Origin of the sequence: Bacillus sp. TH19 (genome assembly GCF_016651075.1) — a bacterium.
GTDB classification, from domain to species: domain Bacteria; phylum Bacillota; class Bacilli; order Bacillales; family Bacillaceae_G; genus Bacillus_A; species Bacillus_A mycoides.
On sequence record NZ_JAEKEO010000007.1, the window covers coordinates 1,941,775 to 1,956,232 of the forward strand.

The 14,458-nt window shown below is 34.8% G+C and carries 15 protein-coding genes and 2 pseudogenes; 10 read left to right on the forward strand and 7 right to left on the reverse strand.

Translation table 11 applies throughout. The features are described 5' to 3' along the window. Positions 1–3: 3 nt before the first annotated feature. Together JFU54_RS13850 and JFU54_RS13855 are read right to left on the reverse strand one after the other, a co-directional pair. A complete protein-coding gene (locus JFU54_RS13850; RefSeq protein WP_201064783.1) occupies positions 4–681 on the reverse strand; it encodes an LrgB family protein in 678 nt (225 codons plus the stop codon). Continuing rightward, positions 678–1,043, reverse strand: coding sequence for a CidA/LrgA family holin-like protein (locus JFU54_RS13855; protein WP_000872360.1), 366 nt, complete (start codon positions 1,041–1,043; stop codon positions 678–680). Before JFU54_RS13855 ends, JFU54_RS13850 begins: the two co-directional genes overlap by 4 nt. 151 nt (positions 1,044–1,194) lie before the next feature. On the opposite strand from JFU54_RS13855, the gene alsR reads away from it, so the two are divergent. From alsR to JFU54_RS13875, 4 genes are all read left to right on the forward strand, one after another. Further along, positions 1,195–2,103 carry an acetoin biosynthesis transcriptional regulator AlsR gene (gene alsR, locus JFU54_RS13860; RefSeq protein ID WP_002033496.1) on the forward strand — a complete coding sequence of 303 codons (909 nt, stop codon included), beginning with the start codon at positions 1,195–1,197 and terminating at the stop codon, positions 2,101–2,103. A gap of 254 nt (positions 2,104–2,357) precedes the next feature. Further along, positions 2,358–2,933 (forward strand): FtsX-like permease family protein, encoded by a 576-nt coding sequence (locus JFU54_RS13865; RefSeq protein WP_002142748.1) that lies wholly within the window; start codon positions 2,358–2,360, stop codon positions 2,931–2,933. A gap of 94 nt (positions 2,934–3,027) precedes the next feature. Continuing rightward, on the forward strand, positions 3,028–3,939 hold the full coding sequence (locus JFU54_RS13870) for an ABC transporter ATP-binding protein (RefSeq protein WP_002014392.1): 912 nt from the start codon (positions 3,028–3,030) through the stop codon (positions 3,937–3,939). Beyond that, the gene (locus tag JFU54_RS13875) at positions 3,932–4,879 is read left to right on the forward strand and encodes an ABC transporter permease (protein WP_201064784.1); all 948 of its coding nucleotides are present in this window, start codon (positions 3,932–3,934) and stop codon (positions 4,877–4,879) included. The genes JFU54_RS13870 and JFU54_RS13875 overlap by 8 nt, the downstream gene beginning before the upstream one ends. A gap of 21 nt (positions 4,880–4,900) precedes the next feature. On the opposite strand, the gene JFU54_RS13880 is transcribed toward JFU54_RS13875, so the two are convergent. Together JFU54_RS13880 and JFU54_RS13885 are read right to left on the reverse strand one after the other, a co-directional pair. Further along, entirely contained in the window at positions 4,901–6,061 is a 1,161-nt protein-coding gene (locus JFU54_RS13880) for a M20 peptidase aminoacylase family protein (protein ID WP_201064785.1), read from the reverse strand. A gap of 88 nt (positions 6,062–6,149) precedes the next feature. Continuing rightward, positions 6,150–7,058 (reverse strand): EamA family transporter, encoded by a 909-nt coding sequence (locus JFU54_RS13885; RefSeq protein ID WP_002137757.1) that lies wholly within the window; start codon positions 7,056–7,058, stop codon positions 6,150–6,152. A gap of 486 nt (positions 7,059–7,544) precedes the next feature. Between JFU54_RS13885 and ccdA the strand changes: the two genes are divergently transcribed. Both ccdA and JFU54_RS13895 read left to right on the forward strand, forming a co-directional pair. Further along, positions 7,545–8,252 (forward strand): cytochrome c-type biogenesis protein CcdA, encoded by a 708-nt coding sequence (gene ccdA, locus JFU54_RS13890; RefSeq protein WP_001152684.1) that lies wholly within the window; start codon positions 7,545–7,547, stop codon positions 8,250–8,252. 90 nt (positions 8,253–8,342) lie between these two features. Further along, the gene (locus JFU54_RS13895; RefSeq protein ID WP_002014224.1) at positions 8,343–8,849 is read left to right on the forward strand and encodes a CcdC family protein; all 507 of its coding nucleotides are present in this window, start codon (positions 8,343–8,345) and stop codon (positions 8,847–8,849) included. A gap of 134 nt (positions 8,850–8,983) precedes the next feature. Here JFU54_RS13895 and JFU54_RS13900 read toward each other — a convergent pair whose 3' ends face one another. Beyond that, complete coding sequence (locus JFU54_RS13900) at positions 8,984–9,415, reverse strand: DUF2621 domain-containing protein (protein ID WP_016100821.1); 432 nt, start codon at positions 9,413–9,415, stop codon at positions 8,984–8,986. Positions 9,416–9,524: 109 nt separating this feature from the next. Next, positions 9,525–9,821, reverse strand: a complete 297-nt coding sequence (locus JFU54_RS13905) for a hypothetical protein (protein ID WP_002033506.1) — start codon at positions 9,819–9,821, stop codon at positions 9,525–9,527. A gap of 252 nt (positions 9,822–10,073) precedes the next feature. Between JFU54_RS13905 and JFU54_RS13910 the strand changes: the two are divergent. After that, positions 10,074–10,651: pseudogene (locus tag JFU54_RS13910) on the forward strand (AAA family ATPase). Beyond that, positions 10,648–11,220, forward strand: coding sequence for a DJ-1/PfpI family protein (locus JFU54_RS13915; RefSeq protein ID WP_033709344.1), 573 nt, complete (start codon positions 10,648–10,650; stop codon positions 11,218–11,220). Before JFU54_RS13910 ends, JFU54_RS13915 begins: the two are co-directional and overlap by 4 nt. 13 nt (positions 11,221–11,233) lie before the next feature. Here JFU54_RS13915 and JFU54_RS13920 read toward each other — a convergent pair. Continuing rightward, positions 11,234–12,181, reverse strand: a pseudogene (locus JFU54_RS13920) (class I SAM-dependent methyltransferase). 202 nt (positions 12,182–12,383) lie between these two features. On the opposite strand from JFU54_RS13920, the gene hutP reads away from it, so the two are divergent. Beyond that, entirely contained in the window at positions 12,384–12,824 is a 441-nt protein-coding gene (hutP, locus tag JFU54_RS13925) for a histidine utilization transcription antiterminator HutP (protein ID WP_000926519.1), read from the forward strand. Positions 12,825–12,926: 102 nt separating this feature from the next. Beyond that, positions 12,927–14,444, forward strand: coding sequence for a histidine ammonia-lyase (gene hutH / locus JFU54_RS13930; protein WP_002033511.1), 1,518 nt, complete (start codon positions 12,927–12,929; stop codon positions 14,442–14,444). The last annotated feature ends 14 nt before the right edge of the window (positions 14,445–14,458 follow it).

The window sequence follows — 14,458 nt, forward strand, 5'->3', positions numbered from 1 at the left end:
TTTTTATTGTATCCAAGATAAGAAAAGTGGAACGATAACTAAACTAGCTCCAGCTGTTAAAAGCATTGATAAACTTGCAATTGTACCTTCTACAGGACCGATTTCAAATGCTTTTGATGTTCCGGTCCCATTCGCGCTAGTACCTAGCATTATACCTTTTGCGAGCGCTGTTTTAATACGGCATATGCGTATGAGTGTAGGGCCGAATAACGCTCCAGTTAAGGCAGTTAATACAACGAAAACTGCTGTTAATTGTGACATGCCGCCAATCATTTCTGAAATAGCCATTGCAATAGGTGTTGTTACAATGTGCGGTGCTAAACTTTGTTCTATTGTAGAGTCAATTTGAAAAAAATTAGCTAGTAGTGCGGAAGTAATAACAGATAGAAAAGAACCGACAATGACATTAATTAAAATAGCAGTGCCGTGTTTTTTTAATAGATCAAAATGTTTATAGATTGGCCATGCGAAAGCAACTGTTGCAGGTTTTAATAATTCTGTTAGCCAATGACTACCAGATTCGTAGGTTCCGTATGGTGTATCTAATCCAAGTAATAAAGCGATTAAAATGATTGGGCATACAAGAAGGGGAGAAAGCAAACTCCAATTCCAGCGTTGATACATTTTTTTAGATACCCAATATGTGAATAGTGTTAATAGTAAACAAAGAAAGCCGATCATTGTGTTGATCCTTTCCGCTTTAATAGCAATTCTGTTAAAAGTCCTGTTACGAGAGTGACACAAAGTGTACTAATCACGATAATTAAAATGAGATCGATTCCATACTGTGATAATGTATCTTTGTAACGAATGACAGCGACTGCAGAAGGGATGAAAAATAAAATAAGTTCTTTTAATAAAAAGTCTGCACCGTCTTGTATCCATTCTTTTTTCACTATATTAAATTTTAATGAGATTAACAATAAAAAAATACCGATTATACTTCCTGGAACTGGGAGGTGTGCCTGTTTTGCAATCCATTCACCTGTCCAAGCGAAACAAAATAATAATAAAATTTGTCCGCTTAACTTCCACCATTTCATACAGTAACCACCTCTTTGTTTTTTACATAAAAATTGTAAAAAAGAATTAACAATTTCTACTATACGTTCATTCGAAATATTTGTCTAATATATAAATTATATGTTATTAATATATTAGATGTATTAATCGAAAGTGAAAAGGGTGTCCAAAATGGAATTAAGGCATTTGCAATATTTTGTTGTAGTGGCAGAGGAATTACACTTTGGACGAGCAGCTGCTCGTTTACAAATGACACAACCACCGCTTAGTCAACAAATTCAGCAATTAGAAAAAGAAATGGGAGTTATGTTATTTTCAAGAACGAAGAGAAAGGTTGAATTAACAGAAGCAGGAGAAATGTTTTTAAAAGAAGTAAAAAAAGCGTTTGAACAAATTGAAAAAGCAGTAGAAGTTGCACAAAGTGCTCAAAGGGGAGAAGTTGGATCACTTTCAATTGGTTTTGTAGGTGCGGCGATATATGATATTTTACCGTCAATCGTCAGAGAGTATAGAAAGAAATTTCCGAGAGTTTCTGTAGCATTACATGAATTGTCCACACCGGATCAGGTGCATGCACTTCATGATAATCGAATTGATATTGGATTTTTACGTCCGCCAATACCAACGCAATTACTTGAGTTAGAACCAATTCAAAAACTTTCATGTACGTTATGTTTACCGAAGGCACATCCTCTTGCTGAAAAGGACGAAATACATATCGAAGATTTAAGGGATGAACCGTTCGTATTTATTACGAGACCAGTATGGCCAGCGTTATATGATACAATTTTATCGCTTTGCCGTGATGTAGGTTTTAGTCCGCACATTGTACAAGAAGCAACGGAGTATCAAACTGTTATGGGGCTTGTAGCGGCAGGTATTGGGATTACGGTAATACCTGTATCCGCAAATAAATTGTATAAAACAGAAGTTGTATATAAAGAGTTATGTGATTCTAATTTTGTTGCAGAAATGTCAGTGGCTTATAAAAAAATGAATAACAATCCAGAGTTGTTAGAGTTTTTGAAAATTGCAAGAGAGAAAAAAAGGATTGAAGTGGAAGATGCGAAGGCTGAATAGTTGATGAAGTTACAAGGTAGTCATGATAATTAAGTTATATAAAGATTCACCTCGTTAAACAAAAAACGGAAATGTAACTAAAGTGCATTTCCGTTTTTTGTTTTTTTGTTCAATGCTAAAGAGGTAAATATGTTTGGTTTCTAGGACTAAAGGCTTAGTAAAGATTCCGATTGAAGTGCGATGTTTAAAATGTCATATTCTTATACACTAGTAATATAGAATGCGTATGTTATGAAGTAAGGTAGGGGGAAATTATGTCTTTATTTCGGTTAGCGAGAAAAAATATACAAATATTTGCTACCAAAAGGTTAAAACAATTTATGTGGATTGCTATGAATACAATGATTTGTTTTTTTATGATATCATTCCGATTTAATGAAGCTGTAATAAGTAAAGCGGAATATACACCTATGTTTGTAAAGTGGTTTTATGCTATGTTTCTATTTATAGTTTTTGTGTGTATTTTCGTTACATATAAAATGACAACCTCTCTTTTACAGGTAAGAAGAGAGGAGTTTAAATCGTATGAAGTAGTGAAGATGACAAGAAAAGAAATGTTATGTTTATTATGTCAGGAGCAATTATTAACTTACGGAGGAGCTTTTGTTTTCGGATTAATTCATGGTATGTTATTTTTGAAATTATTTATTATTATTTTTATGAAAGCAGTAGGAATCCAAGGGATAACCAATGCACCGATTACGATGTATGCGGTAGTGATAACAGCAGTTGTTATGATAACCGTCATTATAATATCAATGTGGCAATGTTGTAGGTTTACACAAAGGTTAAAGGGTGAAAAGTCATATGAAACGAGGAGAAAGGCATGAGAAATCATGGCTTTTTCTTCATTTTACACATGTTATTAATCATGATACAGTGGGAAGAACTGAAAAAAAGAGTTAAGAAGAAAGGTTGTATGGAATGATAAATGAGCAAGCGATCGTAAAAGTTGATCGATTAACAAAGCGAATTGGTTCAAAGACGTTAGTAGAAAATATTAGTTTTGAAGTGAAAAAAGGTGAAGTAGTTGGCTTATTAGGACCAAATGGTGCTGGAAAAACGACATTAATGCGAATGATGGTCGGAATGATCCGTATGACAGAAGGGGAAGTATGGATTGATGGTCAATCTGTAAAACAGCAATTTGAAAAAACTGCTGCGAAAATTGGTGCTGTAATTGAGACACCAGAATTTTATCCTTTCTTAAGCGGCTATGAAAATTTAACATATTTCGGACGAATGAATGGGAATGTGACTGAAGAGCGTATCGATGAAGTAGTGCAATTGTTAGGAATGGGACAAGTAATTGACCGTAAAGTAAAAGCATATTCACTCGGTATGAGACAGCGTTTAGGAATTGCTCAGGCACTTATACATAATCCAGATGTATTAATACTAGACGAACCGACGAACGGATTAGATCCTAGTGGTATACATGAAATGCGGATGTACATAAAGAAAATTGCGCATGAACAAGGAAAAGCTGTCCTTGTTTCTAGTCACTTACTCTCAGAAGTTGAATTAATGTGTGACAGGGTTATTATTATTCAGCATGGAGAATATGTCGCAACACAAAATATTCAAAGTGATAAAAAGGAAGAAACAGAAGAAATACATATACGTGTAGATGATGCGAATAAAGCGGCAGAGGTTTTAGAATACGATGTTTTAGTAAAAGAAAACGAATTAATTATAAACGTGAAAGATGAAGAAGTTCCAAATATTCTTCGTACATTGATGGAGAAAAACATTCAAGTTTATCGTGTATATGAAGAAAGAAAAACGCTAGAAGAGCAGTTTTTAGAATTAACAGGAGGAAAAGATATTGTTTAATTTAGTTTATAACGAGCTGTATAAAATATTTAAGCGAAAGCGAACGATTATTCCTTTTGCAGTTATTGCGGTATTAATTATTGGATTAGGATGGGTTACGGTAAAATATTTAGAGCCAGAAACAAAAGGGTGGAAAGCGGATTATACAGAACGCACTGTAGAAATTGAGAAAAAGCTCGGCATGAAAAAAGCGGATATTTTAACAGAAAAGTCAGGAGACGAGCTTGTAAAGGAATACCAGCTTAAAATGAAGCATTTAGATACGAATACAGCGCCAGCAAGTAGTTCTCCGCTTTCATTTATGAGAGATACAGGTTTTATCGTATTTCCAATTTTACTTCCGTTTATTCTCGTATATGCGAGTACGATTTTTGCGAATGAATATAGCTGGGGAACATATAAATTTTTAACAATTCGTCCAGCGAGCCGATTTAAAATTTTAACATCTAAGTTTTTGGCAATCGTTATATTTGCGGCATTATTATTTATATTTAATATGATTTTTTCCGTATTATGCGGGTTGATTATTTATAAATTCCAACAACCAGCTTGGGCTGAATTTGTCGTTCAAAATGGAAATATAATAAAACAAAATATTTTCGTAGAAGCAAGTAAATATTATATTTTATCTTGGTTACCAACTCTTGTGTATGCTGCATTTGCCTTTATGATTTCCGTTTTAACGAGATCGAGCGGAGGTGCAATCGGGATTTCTTTATTTCTTGCATTATCAGGGGGAATAGCGCTAATTCCGGCAGCAAGATATGAATGGGCGAAATATTTATTACCAGCGAATACAGATTTATATGGGCTTTTAAAGGGTGGAAGCTTTATTGATGGAGTAACATTCCCATTTGCTTCTTGTATGCTTCTTCTATACTTAGCTGTATTTTTAGGGGTTTCCTATACTGTATTTATAAAACGAGATTTAACAGCATAAGCAAAAGCCGTTAAGGGTAACTTAACGGCTTTTTGTTTGTAATAATTGATGAATAGCTTCTTCGGCTAATAGGGCGAAATACTCTGCGCTAATAGGCAATGCTTTTTCATCTACTGTAAAAGCTGGATGATGCCATTCGTTTTTACCACTTGTTCCCATAAAGACGAATGAACCTGGTATTTCTTGTTGGTAAAAAGAAAAGTCTTCTCCTGCCATTGATGGTGTAGGAGAGATAACGTTTAGATTCATTTTCTCTGCAATATGAATAGAAAAATCAGTGAGTACTTTATCGTTTTGAACAGCAGGAGGACCTGGATAAAATCGGAATTCTGTTTTTACACCTAGTGCATCAGAAACGCCTTTAATGATACGTTTCATTAATGCCGGAATCTTTTCACGTGTTTCAGCTTGGAATGTACGGACAGTTCCTTCTAATATTGCTTTTTCGGGAATAACGTTCCACGTATTCCCTGAATGAATGTTTGTTACACTTACGACAGCGTTATGAGAAGAACTAATATTTCGGCTTACAATCGTTTGAAGTGCCATAACGATTTGAGATGATGCAACGATAGGATCGACGCCGGCATCAGGCACAGCTGCATGTGTACCAACACCATGGATTTCAATTTCAAATCGATCAACTCCGGCCATTAGTGGCCCATCTTTAATGCCGATTGTACCTACTGGTAAATCAGGTTTATTATGCATACCGAAAATAGCTTGCACGCCACGTAAATGCCCAGCTTCAATAACTTTGCAAGCGCCATTACTACTTTCTTCAGCTGGCTGGAATATAAGGCGGACAGTTCCGTTAAGAGAAGATTCTTTTTCCTTTAATAAATAGGCTGCACCAATAATAGCAGCTGTATGAAAATCATGCCCACAAGCATGCATTTTACCTTGTATTTTTGAAGTGTATGGAAGGTCTGTTTCTTCTTGGATAGGAAGGGCATCGATATCAGCACGAAGCGCTACAACCGGTCCTTTTTTATTACCAGAAATTTCAGCGATAACTCCTGTTTCTAAATTGGAATCAATAATAGTGATATTGGCCTTGTCTAACCAATTTTTTATCGCTTTTGTCGTTTCAAATTCTTCGTATGATAGTTCTGGATTTTCATGTAAATGCCGACGAATGGAAATAAGTTTTTCTGTTAATTGATCAGGAATAGATGCCACTTATTATGCCCTCTTTCTTAAATGAAGTATTTGTATTAATTATACAATAATAAAAGAGAGGATTCTCAAATGAAAATCCTCTCTCGTTTTATGCGGCAACTTTTTTATGAGTATGCTGTTTTTTATAACGTCCACGCATTGCGTATGCAATTTGCGGAATTGCGATACCGATTAAAATAAGTGATACACCGATCCATTGTGAAGATAGTACAGCTTCTTTTAAAACGAATACAGACATAATTGTTGTAACTGGCAGTTCTGCTGCACCAAGAATAGTTGCTAATCCAGAACCGATTTTTGGAATGCCAATTGTAAAGGCAATAGATGGAATAACGATACTAAAGATTCCTAATCCTAAGCCGTATTTCCAAAGGCCTTGAGAGATCGCCCCGTTAAAAATAAATGTTGGCGGGAATACGATCATGACTAAAGTTAAAGCGCCAGCCATTAAAAGGACACCACGTGGTAAAGAAGGTACTTCAACGGCAACTTTCCCGCTTACGAAAATGTATGTTGCAAATGTAACAGCAGATAATAAGCCTAAAATGATTCCAGTCGTATCGAAATCACCAGCTGATGTTTCTAATAACCCACTTGATAAAAATGTACCTGCAAGTAAGAAGATTACTGAAATAACTTTTTCTCTTGAAGGTAATGTTTTTGTTGCGACTGCTTCAATGATAATCCCAACCCAAACGAACTGGAATAAAAGTATAATTGCAATAGAAGCTGGTACAGTTTTTAAAGAAGCGTAATAAAAAATTCCAGTAAAACTTGCAGACGTTCCTGCGACGAATAAAATTAACATTTGTTTTAGTGGAACACGATGTCTAGAAAATAGAAGTGTAATAGCAAGTAAAATAATCCAACCGAACAAATACTGGCTACCAATTACCTCTCCAAGTGAAAACCCTTCTGCATATGCAAGTTTAACAAAAATAGCTAAAACCCCATAACTACACGCTCCTAATAAAACTAAAAGAGAATAACGAAGCATGAAAAATTCCTCCCATCTATATGAAATTGTTCCGTAACGGACATATATAACTAGAGGGAAGTATACAAAATTAAAAATGAAGGGTCAAATGAAAGAAAAGTGCAAAATTTTATAGAATAATAATAAAAGTATGATATTTATGCATAATCTTGAAATTAATAATAATTAAAGTATTGTAAAATCAGCTTTATGTTGTATAAAGACAGCATTTGAAAAAAATTTTAAGGCCAATAGGTGTGAAGTCAATTGTAATGTGCTAATCATTTGAGAAACTGTGGAACCTTTGTTATGTTAGTAACAATTAGAAAGAGTTTCATAATTCAATTGAGATTTTTCTATATAATAGAAGGGAATGAAAACGTTTTATTAGAAAATGTGTGAAAGGGTAGTTTTTCTTATTGTCATGTTGGAAAAGTGAATTCATGAAATGTCCATAGTATTTTCAATTGTTTTTGCTACAATATTGAAGAGGAGAGGAGTGGAATAATGCAAGATATTAGTATTTTTTTAGCGTTTGGAGCTGGGTTCTTATCATTTATATCCCCATGTTGCTTACCGCTTTATCCGGCATTTTTATCATACATAACAGGTATGTCGGTTTCTGAATTGAAAGAAGAAAATGCAATGCTTCGCAAAAGAAGTATGATACATACGGCGTTTTTCTTACTTGGTTTTTCAATTATTTTTATTGCAATTGGATTTGGTACAAGTTTTATTGGAGGCATCTTTACAAATTATAAAGATTTAATTAGACAGTTAGGCGGTATATTTATCATCGTGTTCGGTCTTATTATTGTCGGTGTATTTAAGCCGAAGTTTTTAATGCAAGACCGTAAATTTACGTTTAAAAATCGTCCGAGTGGCTATTTTGGATCCGTTCTAATTGGGTTGGCCTTTGCTGCTGGATGGACACCTTGTACTGGGCCTATATTAGTGTCTGTCATTGGATTAGCTGCAACAAATCCAGAATCGGCAATGATTTATATGATTGCTTACATACTTGGATTTGCTATCCCGTTTTTCGTACTTTCATTCTTTATTACGAAAATGTCTTGGATTAAAAGAAATAGTATGAAATTCATGAAGATTGGAGGATACGTTATGATTGTCATGGGTATCTTCCTATATTTTAACTGGATGACGAAAATTATCGTATATTTCTCAAGTTTATTTGGTGGTTTTACCGGTTTTTAGTATTATTCTGTGAAAATGTTGGAAATACTAACGGAAAAGCATATAATAAAATTATATTTTGCATATAGCCACAAAAAAGGATGAGAAAATATGAACATAGTTCTGTTATCAAGTATCGTTGCTGTTTGTATGGCTGTCGGTGCGATGTTTATTCGTTTAAAAGCAGCTAAGAAACCTGCAACATTGAAAAAAATTATACTTCCCCCATTTTTTATGAGCACGGGAGCGTTGATGTTTGTTTTTCCTGAATTTCGATTAACTCCAGCAGAAATGTTAGAAGCAATTGGCGTCGGTTTGTTTTTCTCTATTTTTCTTATTAAAACATCTAAATTTGAAATTAGAGGACAAGAGATTTATTTGAAGCGTTCAAAAGCATTTGTTTTTATACTAATTGGATTACTTGTCGTGCGGATTGTATTTAAAACATACTTAAGTCAATCTCTTGATTTAGGACAACTTAGTGGCATGTTCTTCTTACTTGCGTTTGCAATGATCGTTTCATGGAGAATTGCAATGTACCGTTCCTTTACGAAATTACAAAAGGAAATGGAAAAAGAAGACGGTTTTTATAATGAAAAAGATATGAAGTTAACGTGAAAATTGTACATGTATAAAATAAAAAATACAGCGTCTTTGACGCTGTATTTTTTATTGGTATTGTTAGCACCTTCTGTCCCAACCACGACGTATAAAATGTAACTTGTCGAAAATAGGAAAATAAAAAATGAAGATTATTTTGCAAGTAAAGATTTGTAATTTGAATAATCAATCTTTTTTTCTTGTAGTTTTTTAACTAAAAATTTATGATCACGCTTTGGTGTGGCGATGATATATCCTTTAATAATTAAATCTTGTGTAATTTTAGAGGCATTTTCTTGTAATGCTAGTTCTCCGATTTTGCCAGCAATTTTTGACTTAGCAACATCGCGAAATAATTCCGGAACGGGACTTACTAGTTCTTCTAACAATTGTTTTTGTTCGTCAGCCCATAAGTGTCTTGTTTTATTAATATAGTGATCTTCCCAATCCAAAATGGACATACCGTCTTCTTTCGGCAATCGTTTTAGGAATTTTCTGAACATGAAATATCCACCAATGGACATAAGCCCTAATAATACAACAGTCCAAACGACTATAAACCAACTAAACCATCCTTCAAGCAATTGTATGCCCTCCTTTAACGAAAGCAATATTTTGTATTTTATTTATATTATAAGCAATGAGATTCATAGAAAGCAAGAACGCTTGATCATTTTGACCAAGCGTTGTGATTTAAACGAAGTATAGTTGTTCAACACATAAAATATCATTGTCATTTTCTACATATTCAATGATGAGTGTGCCAACTTTACGATCTTTATCTTCAGTTGTGAAAATAGAGTAAGAAGTAAAACGTGTTGTTGATAGGCCGCTTATATGTGTAGGTAAAGGAATGTAGTCGTTATCGCGGAAGAATTCCATCAGTTCAATATCTTCAAATTCTTTTCGGTCAACTTGTTTGTTTGTATAGCGGCGTTGAAGTTGTTTTAAAGATGCATTCCAAGAAATTGCTTTTGTGTCGTATACCATTGTTCTATCTCCTTACTGTATGTAATTATTAAGAACATACGTTCTAATCTAGTATACTCTTTTTATAAGAAAAGGGAAAGCAAAAATAATGTAAGCTTGGATTTCCAAGCTTACATTATTTTGCGTCCGTCATAATCTCTATTTTTTATTATAAGTTAGATAAGAATAAGAAACAAGATGATATATATCTTGTTGATAGTTTTCAAAATTCTGTTTATTATTCATGTAATACAGTACAAGGGAATGAGAGGGATGACATACGTAATTTCACTCCAAGGACCGATGGCAAGTGGGAAAACAACATTGGCAAAAAGGTTAGAGCAATATGAGCTTTCAATTATATACGAAAATCCATATCCAATTGTAGAAAAAGAAAAGAATTACATTTAGATATGAACTCAAAAGAGGGGTTTATTACAAATCAAAAAATGTTTATTGAAGCAAAAATAAAAGAGTTTCAAAATGTGAAAAGCTCAGTCGTGATTTTTGATCGTGGACCAGAAGATATTGAATTTTATACACTCTTTTATCCGAAGATGATAGGGAAAGAGTGGGGTATAGAAACAGAATTAAAAGGTGAATTGTATAAATTAAGAGAATGCCGTTCGGATGCAATTTTTTATTTAGATGTTTCGAAAGAGAGTTTGTATGATAGGAGAAATAATGATAGGACAAGAAATCGAAGTACATTTGAGGAACAATTTAAATTAGTAGAAGTTGAAAAAGAATGGTATAAACAATTTCCCGTAACTTATGTGGACACTAATATATTATCAGTGGACGAATTAGAGGCATATTTTATAGGGTGGCTAAGGGAGAAAAGGCTATGAAAAAAATATTATTATTCGTATATCCGACATTTGCAGAGTTTGAAATAACGGTAGCAACAGCATTGCTGAAAAAGAAATATGAAATCATTACAGCGAGTTTAACAAAAGAAATGATTATAAGTGAAACAGGCTTACAAGTACAGCCGCATATAGAATTAAGTGAAGTGCGTGTAGAAGAATATGAGGGGATTATCATTCCGGACGGAGATGAAATACATATGAAAGAGGCGAAACTGCTTTTTTCAGTTATTCGTCAATTTTCTGAGCAAGGAAAATTAGTGGCAGCGATTTGTGCTGGACCGTATGCGTTAGCAAGGGCAGGTTTACTAAAAGAAATCTCTTATACAGTGACTATAGATTATCAAAAATTAGATTGTTTTCCAGTAGAAAATTTTGTGTATACAGAAGTTGTACAGCACGCAAATATTATTACAGCACAAGGACATGCATTTGTGCCATTTGGACTAGCGATTGCCTCCTATTTTGGAGTAGTGAATGAACATAATACAAATTTTTATAGTGGAAAGGGCAATATAATGATGGAGAATCTTTTACCGGAAAACGTGTAAAAGCTAGCGAATGCTAGCTCTTTTCTTGTTTACATCGATAAATAACTAACGTTTTCGGATCGCGCCATATACCGTTATGAAATGATAAATCATTTTCTATTTCTTCTTTTAGCCATTCCTTCATTTCGGTGTGAAGGGACATATTATCAGGTATATTCAGCGACGGGAACATGCTAGAAATATAGTTAACGATTGGAGTGGCATGATGAAAAACAAGTGCATTATGAATAATTGTTTCTTCAACAGTTGAAAAAACAGAGTGTAATAGATCTTTACCATTTTCTAAACAAAATGGAGCTACTGACGGTGATGTTTTTGGTAAATCAAATGTGACTAACATTTTGTTACACATTTCATCTATACGAGGTAATGAAACTTTAGAATTTGTTGTAGCTAAAAGGGCGCCGCCAGGACGAATTATCTTATGGAATCCTTGAATAGTTTTTTCGACATCTTTCATGTGGTATAACATATGCCTTGCGATTAGCAGGTCATAACAATTAGCTTCGAAAGGAAGTTTACTAGCGTCACCGAGTTTCCATTCAATCATATTATTCGTTATAGCAGCTTCAGAAAGCATAGTTTCGGATTGATCAAAACCAGTTAGATGTCCTTTATGACCATTAGTTTGCAAAAGGGAAAGAAATTTTCCGTTAGCACACCCGACCTCTAATATTTTTTCTTCCTCTTGGAGTTGTAAATGTTCAATGACGACTTCATCTACATTCACTTATTTTTCTTCGTAATGTTTATGCGTATCGATACGTGTTTGTAAATGGTTACTTACGTTGTATTGGCGTTTTACATCATTCATTTTTTCACATTCCACCTTTATGCAAAATTGCTGAATCGCATGTGTCAATACATCTGTTTTATTTAAACCTTCGTAATGGAGTGCGTCTTCAAACCTTGTAAGTAATTTTTCTTCAATTCGAAAATGAATATCTTTTCGCTTCGCCACTGAAATTTCGCCCCTTTGCATCTGTTAGTGAGACTATAGCACGTCTGAAAAAAATCTGTAAATAAATTGTGTACACAAGTACAAGTATGAGAGGGATAAAAAATTGCTTGAATAATATTTTAAACTATTGACGATTTAACCGTTTTCATATATTCTTAAATTAAGTAATATTCAAATAATTCAAAAGAAATGAGAGAGTCACATGCTTCTTCAAGGAACACATCGAATTGGTCGTATGGCCATGCTGTTGGCACTTGCGGATGAGAATGAAAGTCCCGTATTATCTATTCCGAAAGGTTGGAAATATTGTACTGGGAAAGTTGGTTCTATGAATTCGCAAAAAGTAGTAGCAGCAATGGAAACAGCGGCTAAGAGCAACCGAGTTATTGAAACAGATGTTTACAGAGAAACACATGCACTTTATCATGCAATTATGGAAGCTTTGTACGGAGTGACGAGAGGTCAAATTCAGTTAGCAGACGTTCTTCGTACAGTAGGACTTCGCTTTGCGATTGTGCGCGGTACACCATACGACGGAAAAAAAGAAGGCGAATGGGTTGCTGTTGCACTTTATGGAACGATTGGTGCACCTGTAAAAGGATCTGAGCATGAGGCGATTGGTTTAGGAATTAATCACATATGATTTGCCCATAGTCTATTAGTTAGAAGGGGGCCTTATTTTTTAGGACAGAAGTCTGTCTTAAAAAGATAAGGTCCCCTTTTGCCTTTATAAGGAGGAAAAAGAATGATTACGTTAACAGGACACACATTGACAGTTGAAGAAATGAAGAGGTTGTTACTTGAAGGTGAAGGTGTAACAGCTTGCCCAACTAGTATGCAAAAAGTGGCAGAGTGCCGCGAAGTTGTCGAGAAAATTGTAGAGGACGGAAAAGTCGTTTACGGTATTACAACTGGATTTGGAAAGTTTAGTGATGTACTTATTCAAAAAGATGATGTAAAAGCACTTCAACACAACTTAATTCAGTCACATGCGTGCGGAATAGGCGATCCATTCCCTGAAGAAGTATCACGCGGTATGTTGATTTTACGAGCTAATACGATGTTAAAAGGAGTATCGGGTGTTAGACCACTTGTTGTAAACATGCTTCTTGAGTTTGTAAATCGTAAAATTCATCCAGTCGTTCCGCAACAAGGATCACTAGGAGCGAGCGGTGATTTAGCACCTTTATCTCATCTTGCTCTCGTTTTATTAGGTGAAGGTGAAGTGTTCTACAAAGGAAAACGAGTTCATGCGATGGTTGCTCTTACAGAAGAAGGACTTGAACCTATTGAACTTGAAGCAAAAGAAGGTCTTGCGTTAATCAATGGTACGCAGGCAATGACAGCGCAAGGGGTTCTTTCTTATATAGAAGCTGAAGCAAGTGCTTATCAATCAGAATTAATTGCATCGATGACAATGGAAGGATTACGCGGCATTATTGATGCATTCGATGAAAATGTTCATAAAGCGCGTGGTTATAAAGAGCAAGTCGAAGTGGCAAGCAGAATTCGTGATATTCTTCATGATAGTAAACTTGTGACAAAACAAGGAGAACTTCGTGTACAAGATGCATATTCACTTCGTTGTATCCCGCAAGTTCACGGTGCTTCTTGGCAAGTTTTAAATTATGTGAAAGAAAAATTAGAAATTGAAATGAATGCAGCAACAGATAATCCACTTATTTTTGATGGCGGTGAAAAAGTAATCTCTGGTGGTAATTTCCACGGACAACCAATTGCATTTGCAATGGACTTCTTAAAAGTAGGGATGGCGGAGCTTGCAAATATTTCAGAGCGCCGTATTGAACGCCTAGTAAATCCGCAATTAAATGACTTACCACCATTTTTAAGTCCAGAACCAGGACTTCAATCAGGTGCCATGATTATGCAATATGCAGCGGCTTCACTCGTTTCAGAAAATAAAACGTTAGCTCATCCAGCGAGTGTAGATTCAATTCCGTCTTCAGCTAACCAAGAAGATCACGTAAGTATGGGAACAATAGCTTCACGTCATGCGCATCAAATTATTCAAAATGCAAGACGCGTTCTTGCAATTGAGATGATCTGTGCGATGCAAGCAGCAGAATATCGCGGAATTGAAAACATGAGTACAGTTACAAAAACGTTCTATCATCAAGGTCGTCAGCAAGTGCCATCTATTACAAATGACCGTATATTCTCAACGGATATTGAAAATATCGCGCATTGGTTAAAAACGAATTATTCAATAAAGGAAAGATTGGATGTAAATGCAGCACTATAAAACGAGAAAAGGGA